Raw genomic sequence first — 23,213 nt, forward strand, 5'->3', positions numbered from 1 at the left:
TGCCTTGGGACGGTCCCTTGGCCAAGTCGCCGCTACCTTGTCAAAACGGGCATCAAATATGCAACGCAGCTTTTTTCCCGGCATCCTTGCCATGGCCACAATTGTTGTGGCTTCAAACATTCTGGTCCAGTTCCTGATCCTTGACGGGCTGCTGACCTGGGGTGCATTCACCTATCCGCTGGCCTTTCTGGTCACCGACATCATGAATCGCGTTTATGGTGTGGCCACGGCCCGCAAGGTTGTGTTTGCCGGGTTTGTCACCGGTATCATCTGCTCGCTGATCGGCAGCCAGATCATGTTGCAGGGCGACGGCTTTACCTATGCCGCCGTACCGTTGCGGATCGCTATTGCATCAGGCACGGCGTTCCTGATCGCGCAGCTGACCGATGTCACAGTGTTCAACGCGATGCGCGGCGGCCGTTGGTGGCGCGCGCCGCTGGTTTCGACGCTGGTCGGCTCGGCGCTGGATACCGCTTTGTTCTTCACCATTGCCTTCTCGGCCTCGGTCACCTTCTTCGGAGCCAATGCAGACGCCGCAATCAACTGGGCGTGGGAGCCCGTGCCCTTCATGCTGTCGGGCCCGATGGCCCCCCTGTGGGTCACGTTGGCATTCGCGGACTGGCTGGTGAAACTGTCGCTGGCTCTGATTGCGCTGATCCCATTTAAGATGATCGTTTCCCGTCTGACTGTTCAGCCTGCGTAAAAAAGTTCTTTGAGAATGGCACAAGTTGTGTCACGCTTCTTTTTAACCGCAACAGATAGAAAAGGAGGTGATCCAGTGTCGAGAAAGAGATTGGAGAGAGGTGTCGGAACAACCGGGGGGATCGCCTGTTAGGGCAGCCCTTGGCGGAGCGCTCGCTCCGGCTGGTCGATTGATCTAACCGACCCGACCTCCTGAACTTTCGAAGGGCCGTCCCGCCGGGGCGGCCCTTTCTGTTTCCATCTATGCCCTATAAGGTCGCGCCATGTTGCGCATCACCGACGATATCATCCTGCAAGACTGGGAAATGACCGAAAGCTTTGTCCGCTCTTCCGGTCCTGGTGGGCAGAACGTCAACAAGGTCTCAACCGCTGTTGAGTTGCGATTTGAGGCTGCGCGCTCGCCTTCTTTACCCGATCCGGTCAAGACCAGGCTTAAACGGCTGGCCGGACGACGCTGGACCAAGGATGGCGCGATCATCATCCAGTGCGAAGAAACACGTTCGCAAGCCCGCAACCGGGAAATTGCGCGAACAAGGCTGGCTGAACTGATCGGCCGCGCGCTTGTAAAACCCAAACGGCGGATCGCAACAAAACCCACTTATGGCTCGGTCAAACGCCGGCTTGCTGCGAAAAAGGCCCGAGGCGACGTCAAAACGCTGCGGGGCAAAGTGTCCGAAGATTGATCTGGCATCTTGTCGGGGCGTTGATAGTCTGACCTTCAAAAGCTGTTGGAGGGTAACGCCATGAGGCTGGAGGGAAAAACCGCAATCGTCACGGGCGGAGCATCTGGATTTGGCGCAGGGATCGTGCAGAAGTTCCTGACCGAAGGCGCGCGCGTCATGATTGCGGACATTAACGGCGACGCAGCGAACGAATTAGCAGCGCAGCTAGGTTCCGACGCAGTGGCGCAACAGGTCGACGTGAGCAACGGCGCTTCGGTTCAAAAGATGGCGGATACGGCGCTCGCAACATTCGGGCAGCTGGATATTCTGGTAAACAATGCAGGCGTTACCCATCTGCCAACACCGCTCGAAGATGTCAGCGAAGAAGATTTCGACCATGTTTTCAATGTGAACATGAAGTCCGTTTATCTGACTGCCCGTAATTTGGTTCCGTATATGAAGGCACGGGGTGCGGGGGCAATCCTAAACGTCGCATCCACCGCTGGCCTGTCACCGCGCCCCAATCTGAACTGGTACAACGCGTCCAAGGGCTGGATGATTACTGCAACCAAAACCATGGCGGTCGAGCTGGCTCCCACCGGTGTGCGCGTGAATGCGATTTGTCCGGTGGCGGGCGAAACGCCGCTGCTGAAATCCTTTATGGGCGAAGACACACCTGAAATCCGCGCCAAGTTCCTGTCGACCATTCCATTGGGCCGCTTTTCAACCCCTGAAGACATGGCCAACGCTGCCTGTTTCCTGTGCTCGGACGAGGCCAGCATGATCACCGGCACCGCGCTTGAAGTCGACGGCGGCCGATGCATCTGATCCGCGCTTCATCTGGCCAAAAATATCCCTGCCGGAGGCAGCGCGCATCAGCGCGCTTTCCCGCCAAACCATCGAGATTTACATGACCCCTGGACCAAGAAACCTGATCACGGATGTTCCCGGCCTGATGGTCGGAAATGCTCAGGACGCCGCTTTGAAATCCGGTACGACTGTCCTGACGGCCAAAGACCCGTTCGTGGCATCGGTCCATGTTATGGGCGGCGCGCCGGGAACGCGTGAAACGGATCTTCTCGCGCCTGACAAGACAGTCACCCACGTGGACGCGATATCGCTGTCCGGGGGTTCGGCTTTCGGGTTGGACGCCTGCTCGGGTGTTTCAGACGCGCTGCGGCAACAGGGCCGCGGTTTTCCGGTTGGGAGCGCTGTGGTCCCCCTTGTTCCTGGGGCGATCCTGTTTGATCTTCTTAATGGTGGCGACAAAACCTGGGATGAAAACCCCTATCGCGCATTGGGGTACGCCGCCTTCCAAGCCGCGTCGGACCAGTTTGACCTTGGTACCGCTGGCGCGGGCACAGGGGCACTGGCGGCCATGCACAAAGGCGGGCTGGGCTCTGCCTCGCTTGTCTTGGACAGCGGTGTCACCGTTGGCGCACTTGTTGCTGTCAACCCGCTGGGAAGCGTGACCACGCCGGGCGACCGGCATTTCTGGGCAGCCCCATTTGAGGTGAACGGCGAATTCGGAGGATTAGGGCCGGATTCCAGTGCGGGTCTCGGCTATCCGACAGCCAGTCGCAAGGCGCAAGTGATGCAGTCGGCCAATCCGGACAAGACCAATACCACGATTGCCATCGTTGCGACTGATGCTGCTCTGACCAAACCTCAATGCCAGAGGCTGGCCGTTGCTGCCCATGACGGTATTGCGCGCGCCATTGTACCCGCCCACACGCCGGGGGATGGCGATCTGGTGTTCGGGGTCAGCACGGGCGCGCGGAAGATCACCTCTGATACAGAACCGGGTGTCATCGGGCATGCCGCTTCGATTTGTCTGGCGCGGGCCATTGCTCGGGCCGTTTATCTGGCGACTCCGGAAGCAGGCGATCTATTGCGCTGCTGGTCCGGGGTACATGACAAAAGTTAAGGACACCCTATTTGTCGCAGTGGCACAGTATCTGCGCGCGGCAATCTGCGCGTTGACTCTTTTTTGCGCCGACGATCCATTCGGTGCAGCCAAATTTGTATCGGAGCAAAAGCTATGAATCGCATCCTCGCTACCGCAATCGTCGGCCTTCTGGCCCTACCCGCCTATGCTGAAGGCGACGCTGAGGCTGGTAAGAAGACCTTCAACAAATGCAAGTCCTGCCACATGATCGCCGACCCTGAAGGCGAAGTGATCGTCAAGGGCGGCAAAACTGGCCCGAACCTTTTCGGCATTGACGGTCGCACCGCCGGGACCTTTGAAGGTTTCAAGTACGGTGACAGCATTGTTGCCGCAGGTGAGAATGGTCTGGTTTGGGACGAGGCAACATTTGTCGAGTACTCGCAGGACCCCAAGGCCTTCCTGAAATCCTATCTGGATGACACGGCTGCCAAGTCGAAAATGACCTTCAAGCTGAAAAAAGGCGGTGAAGACGTGTATGCTTACATCGTCAGCGTGTCGGGCGAATAACAACTGATATTGTGCACCTTTGCACAAGGACCAAAGGCCGCAGCCCCTGCGGCCTTTGGTGCGATTGATACTAAAGTAGAACATTGCCACTTTGGTATCTGACGGCAAGCCGCAGAGTTCGCCGCAACGCCAAGCCGCAACGGCAACAGCTAAACCCAACATCAGCGCCCGCCAGGCGGATTGGCAGCAGGAGAGGACAGATGGGCATTATGATCCCGGCCTGGGTCGATGGTGAATTGACCCCTGTAGACAAGCTCGAAGCCCATGAAAAAGGGCTTAAGCACAAGGCCGTGTCCGTCTTTGTTGTGCGGGGTACAGAAATTCTGTTGCAACGCCGCGCATTGGGCAAATACCACACGCCCGGGCTGTGGGCGAACACCTGCTGCACGCACCCGGATTGGGACGAAAGCTCCTCTACCTGTGCTGTGCGCCGCCTGCGCGAAGAGCTTGGGATCACCGGCCTTTATCCCGAATATCGTCACCGTCTGGAATATCACGCCGATGTCGGCAACAGCATGGTAGAAAATGAGGTTGTCGACGTCTTTCTGGCGCATGTACGTGGGCCGCTGAAAATCGAGCCTAACCCTGACGAAGTCATGGACATCCGTTGGATCGATTACCACGATCTGCTGGCCGAGGTGAAACGTCATCCGGACCGGTTTACGCCCTGGTTGAAGATATACCTTCACAACCACGCCGACACGATTTTTGGCCCTGATCTGATCATTTCGGCCAAATCCTGATGCCCTTCGGAAATCCTTGCCTTGCAAGGGCGGCTCAAGCCGCCTAAATCAACGCGTCATGGCCAAGCAGAAGACAGACCCGAATTACAAGGTAATAGCCGAAAACCGGCGCGCCCGCTTCGATTACGCGATCGAAGAGGACATTGAATGCGGCATTATCCTGCAAGGGTCCGAGGTCAAGTCTCTGCGCGCGGGTGGCTCCAATATCGCCGAAAGCTATGCTGCGGTCGATGATGGCGAGCTGTGGCTGGTTAACAGCTATATCGCACCCTACGAGCAGGCCAAGGTTTTCAAGCACGAAGAGCGCCGTAGACGCAAGTTACTGGTGTCACGCAAACAGATGTCGAATCTGTGGAACGCGACCCAACGTAAGGGCATGACGCTGGTGCCGTTGGTTCTATATTTCAACCACAAGGGTCTGGCCAAGATTAAGATCGGCGTCGCCAAGGGTAAGAAAACCCATGACAAGCGCGAAACTCAGGCCAAGCGGGATTGGTCACGGCAAAAGCAGCGGCTTTTGAAAGATCACAGCTAGAGGCAGAGCTTCGGGTTAATCGCCTCGCCCAGGTTCTTTGGGATTGCTTGAGAACAGTGCGATCTTGTTGCCTTGAGGATCACGCAGGTAACCGACGTAGAAATCGGGTCCATAATTAGCGCGAAACCCCGGTTGACCTTCGTCGGATCCACCTGCAGCTACGGCTGCCGCATGAAGATCCCGAACCTGATTTTGATTGCGCGCTTCGAATGCGGTCATGGACCCGTTACCGGCCGACGCCGGACGCCCGTCGAAGGTAGGCTTGACATAAAATTCAGGAAGAATAGGAGATTGGCCGGGTTCAACGGGCAATGCATAGCTCAGCCCCTCTGGCCCTTCCTCGAGCTCGTACCCCAGCGCGAGCATAAACGCCGAATAAAACCGCTTCGCACATGTTATGTCATCGGTGCCGACTGTGATGTACGAAATCATGTTTCGCCTTTCTGCCTGAACAATCCTGTGACCTTCGAACATGTTGGCTCATACAGAATTCGGCTCAACAAATGCTGCAGTTCAAAATGCCATCGTCGCCTGCACAGCCCGTTGCCAGCGGTCATATGCTACGTCGCGTTCGGCTTGATCTTGCGTTGGCTCGAACCGGCGATCCAGCGCCCATGTCTTGGCAAAACCGGCCTGATCCGGATAAATTCCGGCTTTCATGCCTGCCAGCCACGCGGCGCCAAGGGCGGTCGTCTCCTGCATAACGGGACGATCCACAGGTGCGCCCAGACAATTCGACAGGCCCTGCATGGTCCAGTCTGATGCGCTCATCCCGCCATCGACTCGCAGGATGACATCAGCGTCAGCCCCCCAGTCGCCCTGCATCGCGTGCCACAGGTCGCGGGTCTGAAAGGCGATGCTTTCCAGCGTGGCGCGGGCGATCTCGGCTCGGCCTGAATTGCGTGTCAGTCCGAACATCGCGCCGCGACATTCGGGTTTCCAATAAGGTGCGCCAAGGCCAGTGAAAGCTGGTACCAGAATCACATGTTGGTTCGGATCGGCCTGCGCCGCCAGCTCGCCGCTTTGCGGGGCCGCATCAATGATCTGCAACGCATCGCGCAACCATTGCACGCCGGCCCCCGCGATAAAGATTGACCCTTCCAGCGCATAGGTGCGCTGACCATCCAACTGGTAGGCAATCGTCGTCAGCAGGCGGTTTTTCGACTCGACCGGCTGTGCGCCTGTATTCAGCAGCGCAAAGCAGCCCGTGCCATAAGTTGACTTCATCATGCCAGGCTGAAAACAAGCCTGCCCGATGGTGGCAGCTTGCTGATCACCCGCGACGCCCAGAATTGGGATATTGGCACCAAATAACGTGGTGGTGCCGAAGTCCGAAGCGCAATCCCGCACTTCGGGCAGAAGGTTCAGAGGCACATCCAGCAGGTCGCAAATCTCGGCGCTCCACGCACCTTTGTGAATATCGAACAACAGGGTGCGGGCGGCATTGGTGGCATCGGTGGCGTGTACACGGCCCTCGGTCAGTCGCCAGATCAGGAAACTGTCGATCGTACCAAACAGCAGCTCTCCCGCCTCAGCCCGTTCGCGGCCACCCGAAACAGTATCCAGCAGCCATTTCACCTTGGTGCCCGAGAAATACGGGTCCAGTAGCAGCCCGGTCTGGGCGGTGACATCATCCTCGCACCCGGCTTGCTTGAAACGCGCGCAGATATCGGCTGTGCGGCGGTCCTGCCAGACGATGGCGTTGTGGATGGGCTTGCCGGTCTGCTTATCCCAGACGACCGTTGTTTCACGCTGATTGGTGATGCCGATCCCGGCGATCTGATCCGCTGAAACGCCGGTGGTCTCAATCACTTCACGGCATACGTGCAGAACGCTGGACCAGATATCCTCTGGGTCATGTTCAACCCAACCTTCCTGCGGGAAATGCTGGGGAAACTCTTGCTGCGCGGAGCCAACCGGCCGCATCTGCGCGTCAAACAAAATAGCGCGCGAGGACGTAGTGCCCTGATCGATTGCCAGAATATAGGTCATGTCCGCTCTCCCCCAGTATCGTTTTGCGGGACTTTAGCGCAAACAACGGCGAAGGGGCCAGAGCAGAAATCAGGCCGGATTGACCGGAATATTGTCGATCAGGCGGACGCCGTCTGCCCAGGCCGTAACGAACAGACGGGCGGGCTTGCTGGCACGGGGCAAGCTTTCCAGCGTTTCGGCGCAGCGCAGGTCGATATATTCAACTTCCGTAAAACCTGCGTTCAGTAATGCTGCCTTTGCATCTTGCGCCAGAGTGACAAAATCCTTGCCTGCTGCAAGGTCCTTTGCAAGTTGTCGCATGATTTCATTCATAAGTGCGGCGATCTTCAAGCCCTCGGGCGAAAGCAGCAGATTGCGGGACGACATTGCCAACCCCGAAGGTTCGCGCACAGTCGGGCAACCGATTACTTCGATTGGTATGTTCAGATCGCGCGCCATTCGGCGAACTACCAACAGCTGCTGATAGTCTTTTTCGCCGAAATAGGCTCTGTCAGCCTGCGTTTGCAAGAACAGCTTAGCGACGACGGTGGCAACGCCTTCGAAATGGCCAGGACGAAAGGGGCCTTCCATCATGTCGGTCAAACCGGCCACCGAAACCGTGGTGGAAAAACCGTCAGGATAGATGTCCTGCGGGTCTGGGACATAGATCACGTCCACACCATAACGGGACAGTTTTTGGGCGTCCTCATGTTCGGTGCGGGGATAATTCGTCAGATCTTCAGGATTGTTGAACTGCTTGGGGTTCACAAAGATTGTCACGATGACCCGGTCGCAGCCTTCTTTCGCGGCCTGCGCCAGTGACAAATGCCCTTCGTGCAGCGCACCCATGGTCGGAACAACGCCGATAGTCTCACCGTTCCTATGCCATTCGTTGGTTTTGGCGCGCAGTTCGGCCAGTGAACGCAATATCGGTGCGATCATGTCTTGCGTCCTTTGGCCGGAGCCTGATCGGCAAAGACATGTTCCTCTGCCGGGAAAGTTCGAGCCCGAACTTCGGCAGCGTATTCTGCTATAGCGGCTTCAGCCAACGGGCCCAGCTCGGCATAGCGTTTGACGAATTTGGGTTTGAAGGCGGTGAAAAAACCGACCATGTCGTCCACGACCAGAATCTGACCGTCACACCCTGCGGATGCACCGATTCCGATGGTGGGAATCGCAATCTCTTCGGTGATCTGGTCGGCCAGAACCTGAGGAACTTTTTCAAGCACCGCGGAAAACGCACCAGCCTCGGCCACCGCACGGGCATCTGCCAAGACGGTTTCGGCCTGTTCGTCACGGCCCTGTACCTTGTAGCCGCCCAGTGTGTTGATCGATTGCGGGGTCAGGCCGATATGAGCCATCACAGGGATGCCGCGCGTGACAAGAAAGCGGATGGTTTCGGCCATGTCGACCCCGCCTTCAAGTTTGACCGCGCCAGCCCCGGTATCTGCCATCAGGCGGGCAGCATTGCGAAAGGCTTGTGCCGGGCTTTCTTCATAGCTCCCGAAAGGCATGTCGATGACCATCATCGCCTGGTCCAGACCACGTGAAACAGCCTGACCGTGCAGGATCATCATCTCCATCGTGACCCCCAGTGTGGATTCCAGCCCGTGCAGCACCATACCTACGCTGTCACCGACCAGAACAAAGTCGCAATGCGCGTCCATCAGGCGCGCCATCGGTGTGGTATAGGCGGTCAGCGAGACCAGCGGTTCGCCGCCTTTTCGGGCGCGAATATCCTCGGCATTCGGGGCTTTCTTGCGGGCGGTGGCGCTCATGTGTCGCTCCTGCAGGTATTATGTTGCAGTGCGGCATAGCAGATCAGACGGGGCCTAAGAAACCCCGGTTGCGCGAACATTCCCTTGATTGACCTCAGGTTTACAGGAAGACTGTCGGTAAAACGGCCCTGAAAACAAGGGCACAAACAGTTTCAGTAGGGAGAGTTCACATGACAAAATTCATGTTCCGGACAATTGCATCGACCCTGGCCGTAGGGGCCAGCCTGCTTGCCACGCAAGCATTGGCTAGGTCGGACATCACCATCGCAATGCAACTTGAACCCCCGCATCTGGATCCCACCAGCGCCGCGGCGCAGGCCATCGACTCGGTGGTCTATACCAATATTTTCGAAGGTCTTACCCGTTTCATGGGCGATGGTTCGGTCGTGCCTGGCCTTGCCGAAAGCTGGGAGATTTCCGAAGACGGTACGGTTTACACCTTTAAACTGCGCGACGGTGTGACCTTCCATGACGGTACCACCATGGACGCTGAAGACGTCAAATTCAGCCTCGACCGGGCAACCGCCGAAGACAGCGCTAATGCGCAGAAAGCCCTGTTTGCCGGGATTGACAGCGTTGAGGCCGTGGACCCGCTCACTGTCAAAATAACTCTGGCCGAGCCGAACGGCAATTTCCTGTTCAACCTTGCATGGGGCGATGCGGTGGTCGTTGCGCCTGAGAGCGTTGAGAACATCAAGACCAACCCGGTTGGCACGGGGGCTTACACGTTTGGTAACTGGGTTCAGGGCGACAGTATCACGCTGATCCGCAATCCCGACTATTGGGGCGATCAGCCTGCGTTAGAGACTGCCACGTTCAAATTCATCTCAGACCCAACCGCCGCTTTTGCAGCCATGATGGCCGAAGATGTGGACGTGTTCGACAACTTCCCGGCACCGGAAAACCTGTCCCAGTTCGAGGCTGATCCACGCTTTCAGGTTCTGGTTGGCTCGACCGAGGGCGAAACGATCCTGTCCACCAACAACAAGCAGCCGCCGTTTGACGATATTCTTGTCCGGCAGGCGCTGGCTCATGCGATCGACCGTCAGGCGATCATCGACGGCGCGATGTTTGGCTATGGTACCCCGATCGGCACCCATTTTGCGCCACACAACCCGGCTTATGTCGATCTGACCGGGCAGTCCGTCTATGATCCCGAAAAAGCAAAGGCGTTGCTGGCAGAGGCTGGATTCGAAAACGGGTTTGAGACGACTTTGCACCTGCCTCCGCCATCTTATGCCCGTCGCGGTGGGGAAATCACTGCCGCACAACTGGCCGAAGTTGGCATCACCGCCGAGATTATAAACGTGGAATGGGCTCAATGGCTGGAATCGGTGTTCAAGGGTAAGGAATTCGGTCTGACCATTGTCAGTCATACAGAGCCGATGGATATCGGCATTTACGCGCGGCCTGACTATTACTTCCAGTATGACAGCACGGATTTTCAGGCATTGATGGATGCGTTGAATACCACCACTGATCCCGAAGAACGCACCCGCCTGTTGGGAGAGGCGCAGCGTCTCATCTCAAGTGATTATGTTAACGGATATCTGTTCCAACTGGCCAAGCTGGGGGTTGCGAAGGCCGGTGTTAAGGGCCTGTGGGAAAACGCGCCCACGGCCGCAATTGATCTGACGCAGATCAGTTGGTCTGAGTAATGAATGAACCGGGGCCGTCCGGTGCGGCCCCAGCATTCACAAGGTTTGGGTGTGTTTCGCCATGACATTGTTTCGTGCCATTTACTTCGTCGCTTTTACCGTTTGCCTCGTTTCCTTTTTCCCAGACAAGGCTGTGTCTCAGAATGTGTTGGGGGGGCACTTGGACGCTCTGGCCGGAACACCGGAAAACCCGCTGGAGGTTGGCGTCGGCATCCGCATCGACCAAATCACAGGCGTCGATCAAAAGGCCGAAAACTATGGCGCGGTAGTTGTTTTGCGGGTGGAATGGACGGACCCGGCACTCGCATATGATCACGAAGAACTGGGGCGCGATATCCGGGTCTTCAACCCGCCTGACCTTGCCAACCATGCAGCTGAGGTCGGCGCTGTCATGCCTGCTTTTGTCATTCACAACCAGCAATCCAACAAGTGGATACACGAATCTGCGGCGTCTTTGCGGTATGACGGGCGCGTTGTCTATGTTGAGAAGTCCTCGCTGATATTACAGGCGCCGCATTTTGATTTCCGGAAATACCCATTCGACACGCAGGAATTTCACTTTGAGGTCGTATCAATTTTTCCAACTGAATATGTCTCTTACTACCCGTTGGAGGAGTTTTCCGGCCTTGGCGACCTGCTGGGCGAAGAAGAGTGGATTTTGAACAATGCACGACTGGAAGCGTCCGAGGTCATGGGGCTGTCCGGCAGGGAAAGCGACCAGGTGGCGCTTGTCTTCGAAGGCAACCGGCATCTGACCTACTACGTCATTCGGGTATTCCTGCCGATGCTTGTATTGATCTCGGTCGGCTGGGCTCTGTTTTTCCTGGATGAATATCGCCGGAGGATCGAGATCGCCGGCGGCAATCTGTTGGTCTTCGTCGCATTCAACTGGGCCATCTCTGCCGATTTGCCCAAGCTGGGCTATCTGACATTTTTGGACTTTGTCCTTCAGTGCATGTTCTTGATGACCGGAGCGCTGATCGTGTTCAATGTCGCGCTGCGACGACTCAAAGTGTCCGGAAAAGAAGGCACGGCGCGGACGTTGGACAATTATGCGATCAAGTGGATTTATCCGTTGGGCTATGCAGCGATCGTGGCTTACGCGGTTTTCGCCTATCTTCTGGTACCTTAGATGCTGGACCCATGCGTGATGTGACCCTAACGTGGTGCCGATGCTCCGCTATGCCCTCAAACGACTGATTTCACTGCTTGTCAGCCTTTCGGTTGCCTCGGTGGTCATTTTTGCAGTGATCGAGGTTGCGCCGGGAGATCCCGCGTCGTTCATGCTGGGCGTCAACGCGCAAGAGGATACTCTGGCCGCGCTGCGTTCCGAATTGGGTCTCGATGGGTCTAAGATGCAGCGGTATTTCAACTGGGTCGGTGGGATGCTGGTGGGGGATTTCGGGACTTCGTACACCTACCGCACGCCAGTGTCCCAGATGATTGCAGACCGGATGTGGGTGTCGCTGCCATTGGCGTTATACGCGCTTATGTTGTCCACTTTGATCGCCTTTCCCGCCGGGATTTATGCCGCCGCGCGCCGGGGCAAGCCGGGGGATCTGGCGGTGATGGGAGCCACGCAGCTTGGAATAGCGGTCCCCAATTTCTGGTTCGCGATGATGCTTGTGCTGATCTTTGCCATCAATTTGCGCTGGTTTAACGCTGGCGGGTTTGTCGGTTGGGGTGAAGGGGTGTTACCGGGCTTACATTCACTGACACTGCCTGCAGTGGCTCTGGCCTTACCACAGGCGGCGATCCTGGCACGGGTGATGCGATCGGCCTTGCTGGACATTCTGAGCGAGGATTTCATGCGCACCGCCCGCGCCAAGGGCTTGTCCCGCCGTCAGGCCCTTTGGCGGCATGGGGTGCGAAATGCGTTAATCCCGGTGCTGACCATCATAGGTCTGCAGTTTTCCTTCCTTCTGGCGGGTTCGATCATCATCGAACAGGTGTTTTATCTACCGGGCCTTGGGCGATTGGTGTTTCAGGCGATTTCAGCCCGTGATCTGATCGTGGTTGAATCGGTGGTCATGCTGCTTGTCTTCGCCGTGATCACCGTGAATTTTCTAGTTGATCTCGCCTATGCTGCCGTTGATCCAAGGCTGAGGAGCAGGTCATGAGCCGCAACCTGATCCTCGGTGCTTTTCTGTCGTCACTGGTGGTGCTGGCCGCGCTGATCTCGTTTGTCTGGACACCCTACGACTATGCTGCGTTGGACATACCCAACAAATTGCAGCCGCCAAATGTACAGCATTGGTTTGGGACCGACCATTTCGGACGCGACATATTTTCGATGATCATGGTCGGTGCACGTACCTCGATCGCTGTGGCACTGGTGGCGGTGGGGATCGGAATGGTGCTGGGCGTGCCGCTGGGCCTGACAGCGGCCGCGCGCAAAGGATCCTGGCTGGATGAGGTGATCATGCGTGGCAACGATCTGGTCTTTGCCTTCCCCTCGCTGGTTATCGCCATCCTGATCACCGCCGTGTTTGGCGCCGGTGCGATCAACGCCATCATTGCCATCGGCATATTCAACATCCCCGTCTTCGCCCGCATCACCCGTGGTGCTGCTCTGTCGCTTTGGGAGCGCGAGTTCATCCTTGCCGCCCGCGTATCTGGCAAGGGCGCGGCGCGGATATCGGCCGAACACATCCTTCCCAATGTCGCCAACCTGCTGATCGTGCAGGGCACAATCCAGTTCAGCTTGGGAATTTTGGCCGAGGCCGGTCTGTCATACGTCGGCCTGGGGGCACAGCCGCCTACGCCCAGTTGGGGTAGAATGCTGGCAGATGCGCAGACAATGGTTAGTTTTGCCCCACATTTGGCTCTGATTCCGGGTCTGGCCATCATTGTTACGGTGCTCGGTCTAAACTTGTTGGGCGATGGTCTGCGCGACTGGCTGGATCCGCGGATCAGGGTGGCACGGGCATGAGTTTGCTGCAGATCGAAAACCTGTCGCTGACGATTCACGGCGCACTGATCCTGAAACAGGTCAACCTGACGATCGATCCCGGCCAGATCGTGGCTGTCACGGGTGAGAGCGGCTCGGGCAAGTCGATGACTGCTTTGGCGGTCATGCAATTGCCGCCAAACGGAGCAGAGATGGATGGTACCATCCGACTGGGCGGTCAAGATTTGCTGACCCGGTCAGAGGTCGAAATGTGCGCCTTGCGTGGTGCATCCATCGGAATGGTGTTTCAGGAACCGATGACAGCGCTCAATCCAGTGAAAACTATTGGTGACCAGGTGATGGAAACGATCCTGATCCACAAGGCAATGACCCTGACCCCGGCCCGTGCGCGCGCCGAAGAGGTGTTGACCCGCGTCGGGTTGCCGTCGGATCGGTTTCCTCTGTCTCGCTATCCGCATGAACTGTCCGGCGGGCAACGCCAGCGCGTGGTGATCGCCATGGCTATCGCCCTGCGCCCCAAGCTGTTGATCGCGGATGAACCCACGACGGCGCTGGATGTGACTACGCAGGCGCAGATCCTTGATCTGCTCAAGGGGCTGGTGCGCGAATATGATATGGGCCTGCTGATGATCACCCATGATCTGGCCGTGGTTGCGGATATGGCTGACCAGATCACCGTCATGCGTCAAGGCGAAGTGGTTGAAAGCGGCCCGACCCGACATCTGCTGCACAACATGCAGCACCCATATACCCGTATGCTGTTCGAGGCCTCTGGCCATCAGGTCACGCTGCCAGAACCCGCGCAATCCCACCCTTTGCTGGAGGTGAATCAGGTAGTGCGAGACTACCGCCTCCCCCGCAAGGGATTGCTGGATGCGCCACGCCATCACCGGGCAGTGGACGGGGTCAGTTTCACCCTCAACAGAGGGGAACGGTTGGGGTTGGTGGGCGAGTCCGGATGCGGAAAATCGACCCTAACAAAAGCTATATTGGGTTTAGAAGAAGTGCAGTCTGGTCAAATCCTTCTGGACGGTCAGCCGGTTTTCACTGGTCACAAACCCAACCTTGCTGTGCGTAAGAAGATGCAGGTGGTGTTTCAGGACCCGTATGGCAGCTTCAACCCCCGCCACCGTGTCGCACGCCTGATCACAGAGCCTTTCCATTTGTTGGAAACCCCGCCAACCGGATCAGAGCGGCAGGATCGGATCGCCGAGATGCTGGTGGCTGTTGGCCTTGGTCCAGATGACGCAGGCAAATACATCCACGAGTTTTCGGGTGGGCAACGGCAGCGGATCGCTATCGCCCGTGCCCTGATCATTCGGCCCGAACTGATACTCTTTGACGAGGCTGTCTCTGCCCTTGATGTTTCGGTCCGGGCGCAGATTCTCGATTTACTTGCAGAGCTATGCGAAGCTTACGACCTGACATATCTGTTCATCAGCCACGATCTGAGCGTCGTGCATACGATCACCGACCGCGTGCTGGTGATGCAGTCCGGGCGGATCGTCGAACAGGGCGAGACCGATCAGGTCTTTACGACACCAAAACACCCCTACACACAAACCCTGATCGCAGCCGCACCCCGATTGCCTGAGCTTGGGAAGGTACCGGCCTGAAATCATTGATTAGAGCCTGAAATGGAGGCGAAATTGACCCAGAAAATATGGTTCGACCCCACACTTTGCCTGATTGAGGGTCGTTGGAAACCAGCAACCTCAGGTGACACCGTGCCGCTCATCAACCCCTCGGACGGGACCGAAATTTGTCGGATCGCGCGTGGCTCGAAGTCAGATGTCGACGCCGCAGTTGCAGCGGCCCAAAGCGCGTTGCAGGGCGATTGGGGGCATAAAACAGCGCTTGAGCGGGGTCGGATTCTGACGAGGCTGGGTCAGCTGGTGCTGGAGCGGGTCGACGATCTGGCGCAGCTTGAAGCGATGGATGTAGGCAAACCGCTGACGCAGGCCCGGGGGGACGCAGTTGCGCTGGCGCGGTATTGCGAGTTCTATGGCGGTGCGGCGGATAAGGTGATGGGAGAGACCATACCCTATCTCGACGGCTACACCGTATATACGTTACGCGAACCGCATGGGGTGACGGGCCATATTGTGCCCTGGAACTATCCGATGCAGATTATCGGGCGTTCCGTTGGGGCGGCGCTGGCAATGGGCAACGCCTGTGTGTTGAAACCTGCGGAAGAGGCCTGCCTGACCGCGCTGGCCTTTGCCCATCTCGCGCAGCAGGCAGGGTTGCCTGCTGGTGCTTTGAACGTTGTCCCCGGTCTGGGGGGTGAGGCGGGGGCCGCGCTGTCCGAGCATCCGGGGGTCAACCATATCTCGTTCACCGGCTCGGTCGCCACGGGAGCCTTGGTCCAGCAGGCTGCGGGGCGCAACGTGGTGCCTGTGACGTTGGAACTGGGCGGGAAATCCCCGCAACTGGTCTTTGACGATGCTGATCTGGATGCGGCGCTGCCGTTTCTGGTGAATGCTGGCATTCAAAACGCTGGGCAGACCTGTTCGGCGTCCTCTCGCATTTTGGTGCAGCGCGGTGTTTATGAGCAGGTCAAATCCCGCATGTCTGAGGCGTACGCAGACCTCACTGTCGGACCCGCGATGCAGGATCTGCGCGTCGGGCCACTGATCTCGGACCGACAGCAGCAGATTGTCGGCGGTTTTTTGGAAACAGGCGCGGATCTGACCATCGCCGCACAGGGGCAAATTGTAGAGGACGCGCCGAAAAAAGGCGCCTATATCCGACCAACCTTGTTTGTAGATGTGTCGCCTGACCATCCGCTGGCGCGGAATGAAATTTTCGGCCCAGTTCAGGTTCTGATCCCGTTTGACACTGAAGAACAGGCTCTAACAATCGCCAACAATACCGAATACGGACTTGTCGCCAGCATCTGGACGCGGGACGGTGCGCGACAGATGCGGTTGGCGAAAGGCCTGCAGTCGGGTCAGGTGTTCATCAATAATTATGGTGCGGGCGGCGGCGTTGAACTGCCATTTGGTGGCGTGGGTAAGTCCGGTCATGGCCGTGAAAAAGGGTTTGAGGCCTTATATGGCTTTTCTCAGCTCAAGACAGTCGCCGCCTATCACGGTTAAACGATCACCTCGATTGCCTCTTGCGCGCCGACGCCGAACACACGTTTGTACCGCTCGATCTGGTCTTTCGGCCCCATTGCTTTTTCCGGGTTGTCCGATAGTTTCACTGTTGGACGTCCATTGGCGGATACGGCTTTGCAGACCAACGAGAACGGCGCTAACGCGTCATTAGTAACAAGCCCGCGAAAATCGTTGGTCAGCAGAGTTCCCCAGCCGAAAGAAATATTGGTGCGACCTGAGAACTGGGCGTGCAACTCCCGAATTTTATCGACATCCAACCCGTCCGAGAAAATGATCCGTTTCTGCGTCAGGTCCTCGCCGCGGGCGTTCCACCAGTCAATTGCCACCTCGGCCGCAGTAGCTGGATCCCCGCTGTCGATGCGAATGCCGGTCCACCCCGCCAGCCAGTCAGGTGCGTTGTCCAGAAACCCTTTGGTGCCATAGGTATCGGGCAGGATAATGCGCAGGTTGCCGTCATGCTCGTCATGCCAGTCGCTAAGAACGTCATAGGGGGCTTGCGCCAGTTCGGCATCGGTGTCGGCCAGCGCAGAATAGACCATCGGCAACTCATGAGCGTTTGTACCGATGGCCTCGACCTCGCGACGCATGGCGATCAGGCAGTTCGACGTCCCGGTAAACGCGGGCCCAAGCCCCTCAATCATCGCTTGTACGCACCAGTCCTGCCAAAGGAACGAATGCCGCCGCCTTGTACCAAAATCGGCGATACCAAGCCCGTCGATGGCGCTGAGCTTTTTGATTTTCTCCCAAACGCGGGTCATTGCCTGGGCATAAAGTACTTGAAGCTCAAACCGGCGCATTTGATTCAGTACCGCGCGGGATCGCAACTCCATCAGCACTGCCAGCGCGGGGATTTCCCACAGCATGACCTCGTGCCATTTACCTTCGAACGCCAATTCGTACTGATCACCTTTGCGTTCAAGGTGATAGGCAGGCAGGCGCATATTCTCGAACCATTCCATGAAATCCGAGCGAAACATCTGACGCTTGCCGTAGAACATATTGCCGCGCAGCCAGGTGCTTTCCCCACGGCTGAGGCTGAGTGAACGAATATGATCCAGCTGCTCCCGCAACTCGCCCTCATCAATCAAACGGGCCAGAGGGACGTGATTCGACCGGTTGATCAGCGAGAACACAACGTCCGTTTGGGGCTTGTTTCGAAACACTGACTGGCACATCAGCAGTTTGTAGAAGTCAGTATCGATCAAAGACCGCACAATCGGGTCAATTTTCCATTTGTGATTGTAGACGCGGGTCGCGATGTCGACCATGGGGAACTCCTGCGATTTCCGTAGTTAGATCAATCGACTCTGGAAATGGCAAGAGTCGCTGATTTGGTGACAATGACAGTATGACGTCACAATACCGGCATATTGTGCATTGTTTTTACCGGTTAGTGAGAGAAGGGGATGGAAAGACGAAACTGAGTTTGTGAATGGGTCTCGAGTACGATTTTGATATTGTTAACGTAACACTGGACGACTTAGATCCCAAAAAGCTGGGGTCTAACTCTGATACGGAACGCCATGTGTGTGCAGTGTTCCGCGATATCCGAACGGCGGATGCGTTACGGGGAACGTCGCCGAAAATCCGCAAGATTTTCATGGATGCCGGATTCAGCCTCGAGTCGCGCAACAGCGGCATCGTGCCTGGAGTATATCCAGCCGAAGATCAGACGGATCGGGTGCAGATTCTGCGGTCTTTGTTTGAGAACGTAAAGACCCGTGGGGTTCAGGGGGAATACTGCGGTGAGTTCAATTTGTGGGATTTTCTGCACTATGTCCGGTCAGCGCAGCCTATGGCCGGGATTGTGCGTAGCCGCCCGATGCGCAATCTGCCACCACAGCCAAGTCATCCGAACCCGGAACGTCGCACGGCTCCGGGGCGCATTGGGTTTGCGTTGGGTCTGGCAGTTGTTCTGTTCGTGATGATCAAGCTTTTGGCCGCTGCAGGCGCCACGCCTTAGGTCAGCACAACGCCAGCGTCCCGCATCGCCTGTTCGGCTGCGGCCAGCGAACCGTCCATATCAATCGCGCGACAAGCGTCCGTGTGGACCGTTACATCGAAACCCAACCGGGCGGCATCCACTGCTGAGTAGTGTACACAGAAATCGGTGGCCAATCCGACCAACGTCAAACGGTCGATGCCCCGGGTTTCCAAATAGCCTTTCAGGCCAGTGGGAGTCTGGTGGTCGTTCTCGAAAAACGCGGAATAGCTGTCGATGGCACTGCGGAATCCTTTGCGTAGGATCAGGTCGCTGTCGATGCGCAATTCGGGATGAAAAGCGGCCCCCTGCGTACCCTGAACGCAGTGATCGGGCCACATCACCTGCGGGCCATAGGGCATTTCGATCAAATCGAACGGGTTTTTGCCTTCATGCGAACTCGCAAACGAAGAATGCCCTGCCGGATGCCAGTCCTGCGTCAGGATCACGGCGTCGAACTCATTCATCATGGCATTGATTGGGGCGACGATTTCATCCCCTCCGACCACAGCCAACGCGCCGTCGGGGCAGAAATCGTTCTGGACGTCGATTACGATCAGGGCGTGGGTCATTGCAGCCTCCTTTGAATGCCTTATCGGTAGGCGGCACGGCGCGGGGCGTCAATGCAATCCCTTGCGACTCTGGGTTTGCGGGGGTAGATCGCGCCTATGTACACAATTGCTGCCCTGTATCACTTTACCCGATTCCCGGATCACGTCGCGCTGCGTGAGCCGTTGCTGGACCTGTGTCGCGCGCAATCCGTCACAGGAACGCTTTTGCTCGCACAGGAAGGGATCAATGGCACCATCGCAGGCCCGCGTGCCGGGATCGATGTGGTGTTGACGTATATTCGGGCCTTGCCGGGCTGTGCAGATCTGGAGTGGAAAGAGGCGACATCGGATCATCCACCGTTCGGCAAGATGAAGGTGCGGCTGAAGAAAGAGATCGTGACCATGGGTCAACCGGATGTCGATCCGCGCGCCCGCGTCGGCAATTATGTCGAGCCAAAGGACTGGAACGACCTGATCCGTTCAGACGATGTCGTATTGATCGATACCAGAAACGATTACGAGGTAGCGATTGGAACGTTTGAGGGCGCAATAGACCCAGAAACGGCTAGTTTTCGCGACTTTCCCGCTTGGTGGGAAGAGAACAAGGACCGGTTCCACAACAAGCGCGTCGCCATGTTCTGTACGGGTGGCATTCGGTGCGAGAAATCGACCAATTACCTGCTGGGGCAGGGGGTCGAGGATGTCTATCACCTCAAAGGTGGTATCTTGCGGTATCTGGAAGAAATGCCTGCAGAAGACAGTTCGTGGCAGGGCGATTGCTTCGTGTTCGACAATCGTGTCTCGGTTGGTCACGGTCTTGTCGAAGGGCCACATAAACTCTGCCATGGATGCCGTCGCCCGATCTTGCCCGAGGATGTGAAACGCCCTGAGTACGAGCACGGCGTGTCGTGCCATCGATGCATCGACGAGACGTCGGATGCTGACAAGAAGCGTTTTCGCGAGCGGCAAAAACAGATCCTACTCGCGCGTAAACGGGGTGACACGCATTTTCGGCAGGGCTGAATTCGGGTTGCAGGCCCCTGTCTTAGGTTGGATGATCGCGTGTAGACCAGCTTGAAGGGGCGTTCATGCACCGCGAACCCACAACATTGGAAGAATGGAAATCAACTCTGCTTGCAGCGTTGGGGTTAGTTCTGGCGAGTTTCCTTGCCTGGTACGGCCTTTCGCGCCTGAACGAGACGACCGCGGGCGACACGATTGGCACATTCGCTTCGGTTGGCCTGTTGATCTGGCTGGTGTCACAATCCTGGTACTACATGACCCAAGTGAAATCGCCCCGCAGACTATTGTTTTTGATGGGCGTGTCGTTCATTCAGGTCGTGCCCTTTCTGTTCGCCGCAGTATACGGGGCGTTTGGATATAACGACCATTGCGTCATTGGTGCGCAGGGTCCGGGGGATATTCTGTATTTCTCGTACGTCACCTTCACCACGGTTGGATATGGCGACATGTCCCCGACTGGCCTGTGTCGTGGTCTGGCTGTGTCCGAGGCTGTAACGGGATATATCCTGTTGGGCATGTTTGTTGCGGCAGCGGTCTCGCTCTATGCACGTAACCACAATCGAGAAGACCCTAAATAGGGACTATTTATTTTGATCGATCCAGCGCGACATCATTTTCTTGTCGCGGAAACATTCGGATGGGATCGGGCGGCGTTTGCTGCGTGATATCCGCTCGGCAAAGGCGACCTGCTTTCCGGTCGGGTAATTGTCGAATTGCGAGGTCGCGCGTGGTTTGTGCGCCGAAATCCAGTCGGACAACAACCGCCGGTCGCGTTGCGCTTCTACCGGAATCTCAACTGCTGATACCTCGGCAATCGCGCGTGCATACCGCATTTGCCGGTCTGTCACCGGAAGCAAGTGGTAATCGTTGTTTGGCCCATTCAGGGCTGCATGACGTGTTTGCTGGGCCATCGGTTTGTCCTCTGACTACGTGGAACATAAATAGAACATTAACCGAAAAATTCAAGGCTTGAGGGGTTTGGCAGGCAAAAACTCGCCCCTTGGATGATTTTATTGACTGATCAGTCAATAACCGATAGGCCGATTTTCAACTGCCCTCATGTCCCGTCCAAACGGGTGCGAAAGAAAAGGACACGGTATGAAATTTCAGCCCAAGGCCAGCCATTTCATTGATGGCGAATATGTTGAGGATACTGAAGGTACTGCCATTGACGTGATCTACCCTGCAACAGGAGAAGTGATTGCACGCCTGCATTCAGCAACGCAGGCGATCGTAGATAAGGCTCTAAACAGTGCAAAAAACGCTCAGGTAGCTTGGGCGTCACTGTCCGGTACGGAACGCGGCCGCATATTGCGCCGCGCGGCCGATATCATGCGCGACCGAAACTATGACCTGTCCGTTCTGGAAACCCACGACACCGGCAAGCCGATTCAGGAAACCACTGTGGCGGATGCCACTTCGGGCGCGGATGCGCTGGAATATTTCGGAGGCCTAACCGCCTCATTGACCGGCGAGCATATCCCGCTGGGTGGCGGCGATTTCGTTTACACCATCCGCGAGGCGCTTGGTGTTTGCGTCGGGATCGGCGCATGGAATTATCCCACTCAGATTGCCTGCTGGAAAGGTGCTCCGGCCCTGGCCTGCGGCAACACGATGGTGTTCAAGCCTTCTGAAACTACGCCCCTTTCAGCACTGAAAGTGGCCGAGATTCTGGTCGAGGCTGGCGCGCCCAAAGGCGTATACAACGTGATCCAGGGCTATGGCGATGTAGGTGCGTCGTTGGTCACTGATCCGCGTGTTGCCAAGGTCTCGCTGACAGGTTCTGTTCCTACGGGTCGCAAAGTCTATGCTGCTGCTGCGGGCGGTATGAAGCACGTGACCATGGAGCTTGGCGGGAAATCCCCGATGATCGTCTTTGACGATGCCGACATCGAAAACGCGGTTTCGGGTGCGATTCTGGGCAACTTCTATTCCTCGGGTCAGGTCTGTTCCAATGGCACCCGCGTCTTTGTGCAGAAAGGCATCAAAGAGGCATTCCTGACACGATTGTCTGAACGTTTGGCCAACGCTAAAATCGGCGATCCGATGGATGAGGATGTCAGCTTTGGGCCGATGGTCAGCGAGAATCAGATGAACATTGCCTTGGGCTATATCGAAAAGGGCAAAGCCGAAGGTGCGCGTCTGGTTTTTGGCGGCGAACGGATCGACGGTGATGGCTTTTACATGCAACCCACTGTTTTTGCCGACGTCACCGACAACATGACCATCGCGCGCGAGGAAATCTTCGGCCCAGTCATGTCGGTGCTGGATTTCGATACCGAGGAAGATGTGATAGCCCGTGCCAATGACACTGAATTTGGTCTGGCGGCCGGCGTTTTCACCAATGATCTGACCCGCGCGCACCGAGTTGTTGCTGGGTTCGAGGCTGGCACTTGTTACATAAACACCTACAACCTTGCCCCGGTAGAGGCACCGTTTGGTGGATCGAAAATGTCCGGTGTCGGGCGCGAGAACTCGAAACTGGCGATCAATCATTTCTCGGAAATGAAAACCGTCTATGTCTCGATGAACGACGTCGAGGCTCCGTATTGACGCAATGACGGCGGTGAGTCGTTTTGATGGTTCTGCTCTTGGCGTCTGATGTCGGGAGTAGAGCAGGCGCTCGTCCCTACCAGTGGCGCGCATACCAGGGCTGATGACGCCAAAGCCTGTCCGCATGGCAGAACAGATCTGCTTGGCAGAGTGTTGTGTTCAAATCTTCGCTATCCGCTACTGTCCGAGCCAACCCGGTGGCGACGGAAAATTCTGGTTTCTCAGATCACCGTTTAACTGAGCAAGCGGAATCTCCGCCGGCAAAACCCAGTAGTTTGGTACTTCGGGATTCACGCGTCAAGAGTGAATTCCTCAGCGCGTGTTTCCCGAAGGGCGCCAGGGCAACCGTTGCGAACTCCTCAACCGGGGTTGCTACTGAAATCCAGGGCCTGTTTCTCAAGTAAGGCCTGCGCCCGAACCGCCCGGAAAGAGGGTTTGGTTCATTCTTACCTCTTCCGGTTCGGGCGCTTGGAATGGGTCGGCGCGACGCATCGGCACCCAGTTTCCCGATCGGCGAGAAGCCTGTACGGGACAAGGGCCTGCCGAAGCCATGATATACGTTCATCCT

Annotated in this window: 24 protein-coding genes; 17 read left to right on the forward strand and 7 right to left on the reverse strand. The window is 56.9% G+C overall.

Features of this window, described 5'->3' with window-relative positions:
* Positions 1–58: 58 nt before the first annotated feature.
* From Q0816_RS14235 to smpB, 7 genes are all read left to right on the forward strand, one after another.
* Positions 59–703 carry a queuosine precursor transporter gene (locus tag Q0816_RS14235; protein WP_298851706.1) on the forward strand — a complete coding sequence of 215 codons (645 nt, stop codon included), beginning with the start codon at positions 59–61 and terminating at the stop codon, positions 701–703.
* Positions 704–965: 262 nt separating this feature from the next.
* Entirely contained in the window at positions 966–1,385 is a 420-nt protein-coding gene (gene arfB, locus Q0816_RS14240) for an alternative ribosome rescue aminoacyl-tRNA hydrolase ArfB (protein WP_298851708.1), read from the forward strand.
* Positions 1,386–1,445: 60 nt separating this feature from the next.
* Complete coding sequence (locus Q0816_RS14245) at positions 1,446–2,192, forward strand: SDR family oxidoreductase (RefSeq protein WP_298851710.1); 747 nt, start codon at positions 1,446–1,448, stop codon at positions 2,190–2,192.
* Between the two features lie 82 nt (positions 2,193–2,274).
* Complete coding sequence (locus Q0816_RS14250) at positions 2,275–3,291, forward strand: P1 family peptidase (RefSeq protein ID WP_298851713.1); 1,017 nt, start codon at positions 2,275–2,277, stop codon at positions 3,289–3,291.
* 114 nt (positions 3,292–3,405) lie between these two features.
* The gene (locus tag Q0816_RS14255; RefSeq protein ID WP_298851715.1) at positions 3,406–3,819 is read left to right on the forward strand and encodes a cytochrome C; all 414 of its coding nucleotides are present in this window, start codon (positions 3,406–3,408) and stop codon (positions 3,817–3,819) included.
* 200 nt (positions 3,820–4,019) lie between these two features.
* The gene (idi, locus tag Q0816_RS14260; RefSeq protein ID WP_298851717.1) at positions 4,020–4,562 is read left to right on the forward strand and encodes an isopentenyl-diphosphate Delta-isomerase; all 543 of its coding nucleotides are present in this window, start codon (positions 4,020–4,022) and stop codon (positions 4,560–4,562) included.
* Positions 4,563–4,620: 58 nt separating this feature from the next.
* Positions 4,621–5,097, forward strand: coding sequence for an SsrA-binding protein SmpB (gene smpB, locus Q0816_RS14265; RefSeq protein ID WP_298851719.1), 477 nt, complete (start codon positions 4,621–4,623; stop codon positions 5,095–5,097).
* A 15-nt stretch (positions 5,098–5,112) separates the two neighbouring features.
* Here smpB and Q0816_RS14270 read toward each other — a convergent pair whose 3' ends face one another.
* The 4 genes from Q0816_RS14270 to panB form a co-directional block, all read right to left on the reverse strand.
* Positions 5,113–5,529 carry a VOC family protein gene (locus tag Q0816_RS14270; RefSeq protein ID WP_298851723.1) on the reverse strand — a complete coding sequence of 139 codons (417 nt, stop codon included), beginning with the start codon at positions 5,527–5,529 and terminating at the stop codon, positions 5,113–5,115.
* A gap of 81 nt (positions 5,530–5,610) precedes the next feature.
* A complete protein-coding gene (gene glpK, locus Q0816_RS14275) occupies positions 5,611–7,089 on the reverse strand; it encodes a glycerol kinase GlpK (protein WP_298851725.1) in 1,479 nt (492 codons plus the stop codon).
* A gap of 69 nt (positions 7,090–7,158) precedes the next feature.
* The gene (gene panC, locus Q0816_RS14280) at positions 7,159–8,010 is read right to left on the reverse strand and encodes a pantoate--beta-alanine ligase (protein WP_298851728.1); all 852 of its coding nucleotides are present in this window, start codon (positions 8,008–8,010) and stop codon (positions 7,159–7,161) included.
* Positions 8,007–8,846 carry a 3-methyl-2-oxobutanoate hydroxymethyltransferase gene (gene panB / locus Q0816_RS14285; RefSeq protein ID WP_298851731.1) on the reverse strand — a complete coding sequence of 280 codons (840 nt, stop codon included), beginning with the start codon at positions 8,844–8,846 and terminating at the stop codon, positions 8,007–8,009. The genes panC and panB overlap by 4 nt, the downstream gene beginning before the upstream one ends.
* Before the next feature lie 170 nt (positions 8,847–9,016).
* Here panB and Q0816_RS14290 point away from each other — a divergent pair, with 170 nt between their 5' ends.
* The 6 genes from Q0816_RS14290 to Q0816_RS14315 all read left to right on the forward strand — a co-directional run bounded on the left by Q0816_RS14290 (position 9,017) and on the right by Q0816_RS14315 (position 16,516).
* On the forward strand, positions 9,017–10,504 hold the full coding sequence (locus tag Q0816_RS14290; protein ID WP_298851733.1) for an ABC transporter substrate-binding protein: 1,488 nt from the start codon (positions 9,017–9,019) through the stop codon (positions 10,502–10,504).
* A 61-nt stretch (positions 10,505–10,565) separates the two neighbouring features.
* Positions 10,566–11,636 carry a hypothetical protein gene (locus tag Q0816_RS14295; RefSeq protein ID WP_298851735.1) on the forward strand — a complete coding sequence of 357 codons (1,071 nt, stop codon included), beginning with the start codon at positions 10,566–10,568 and terminating at the stop codon, positions 11,634–11,636.
* A gap of 40 nt (positions 11,637–11,676) precedes the next feature.
* Positions 11,677–12,624: an ABC transporter permease gene (locus Q0816_RS14300; RefSeq protein ID WP_298851739.1), complete on the forward strand. Its 948-nt coding sequence runs from the start codon at positions 11,677–11,679 to the stop codon at positions 12,622–12,624.
* Positions 12,621–13,436: an ABC transporter permease gene (locus Q0816_RS14305; RefSeq protein ID WP_298851741.1), complete on the forward strand. Its 816-nt coding sequence runs from the start codon at positions 12,621–12,623 to the stop codon at positions 13,434–13,436. The genes Q0816_RS14300 and Q0816_RS14305 overlap by 4 nt, the downstream gene beginning before the upstream one ends.
* Positions 13,433–15,031, forward strand: coding sequence for an ABC transporter ATP-binding protein (locus Q0816_RS14310; RefSeq protein ID WP_298851743.1), 1,599 nt, complete (start codon positions 13,433–13,435; stop codon positions 15,029–15,031). The genes Q0816_RS14305 and Q0816_RS14310 overlap by 4 nt, the downstream gene beginning before the upstream one ends.
* Positions 15,032–15,052: 21 nt before the next feature.
* Positions 15,053–16,516, forward strand: a complete 1,464-nt coding sequence (locus Q0816_RS14315) for an aldehyde dehydrogenase family protein (protein ID WP_298851745.1) — start codon at positions 15,053–15,055, stop codon at positions 16,514–16,516.
* On the opposite strand, the gene pncB is transcribed toward Q0816_RS14315, so the two are convergent.
* A complete protein-coding gene (gene pncB, locus Q0816_RS14320; RefSeq protein ID WP_298851747.1) occupies positions 16,513–17,805 on the reverse strand; it encodes a nicotinate phosphoribosyltransferase in 1,293 nt (430 codons plus the stop codon). The genes Q0816_RS14315 and pncB overlap by 4 nt on opposite strands.
* A 164-nt stretch (positions 17,806–17,969) precedes the next feature.
* Here pncB and Q0816_RS14325 point away from each other — a divergent pair, with 164 nt between their 5' ends.
* A complete protein-coding gene (locus tag Q0816_RS14325; protein ID WP_298851748.1) occupies positions 17,970–18,500 on the forward strand; it encodes a hypothetical protein in 531 nt (176 codons plus the stop codon).
* On the opposite strand, the gene pncA is transcribed toward Q0816_RS14325, so the two are convergent.
* Positions 18,497–19,090 (reverse strand): bifunctional nicotinamidase/pyrazinamidase, encoded by a 594-nt coding sequence (gene pncA / locus Q0816_RS14330; RefSeq protein WP_298851751.1) that lies wholly within the window; start codon positions 19,088–19,090, stop codon positions 18,497–18,499. The two genes, Q0816_RS14325 and pncA, sit on opposite strands and share 4 nt — an antisense overlap.
* Positions 19,091–19,186: 96 nt before the next feature.
* On the opposite strand from pncA, the gene Q0816_RS14335 reads away from it, so the two are divergent.
* Complete coding sequence (locus Q0816_RS14335) at positions 19,187–20,092, forward strand: rhodanese-related sulfurtransferase (RefSeq protein ID WP_298851752.1); 906 nt, start codon at positions 19,187–19,189, stop codon at positions 20,090–20,092.
* A gap of 65 nt (positions 20,093–20,157) precedes the next feature.
* Positions 20,158–20,670 carry a potassium channel family protein gene (locus Q0816_RS14340; RefSeq protein WP_298851754.1) on the forward strand — a complete coding sequence of 171 codons (513 nt, stop codon included), beginning with the start codon at positions 20,158–20,160 and terminating at the stop codon, positions 20,668–20,670.
* 3 nt (positions 20,671–20,673) lie between these two features.
* Here Q0816_RS14340 and Q0816_RS14345 read toward each other — a convergent pair whose 3' ends face one another.
* Positions 20,674–21,003: a hypothetical protein gene (locus Q0816_RS14345; RefSeq protein WP_298851756.1), complete on the reverse strand. Its 330-nt coding sequence runs from the start codon at positions 21,001–21,003 to the stop codon at positions 20,674–20,676.
* A 187-nt stretch (positions 21,004–21,190) separates the two neighbouring features.
* Here Q0816_RS14345 and betB point away from each other — a divergent pair, with 187 nt between their 5' ends.
* Positions 21,191–22,645, forward strand: coding sequence for a betaine-aldehyde dehydrogenase (betB, locus tag Q0816_RS14350; RefSeq protein ID WP_298851758.1), 1,455 nt, complete (start codon positions 21,191–21,193; stop codon positions 22,643–22,645).
* The last annotated feature ends 568 nt before the right edge of the window (positions 22,646–23,213 follow it).

Origin of the sequence: uncultured Ruegeria sp. (genome assembly GCF_947497005.1) — a bacterium.
Lineage (GTDB): Bacteria > Pseudomonadota > Alphaproteobacteria > Rhodobacterales > Rhodobacteraceae > Ruegeria.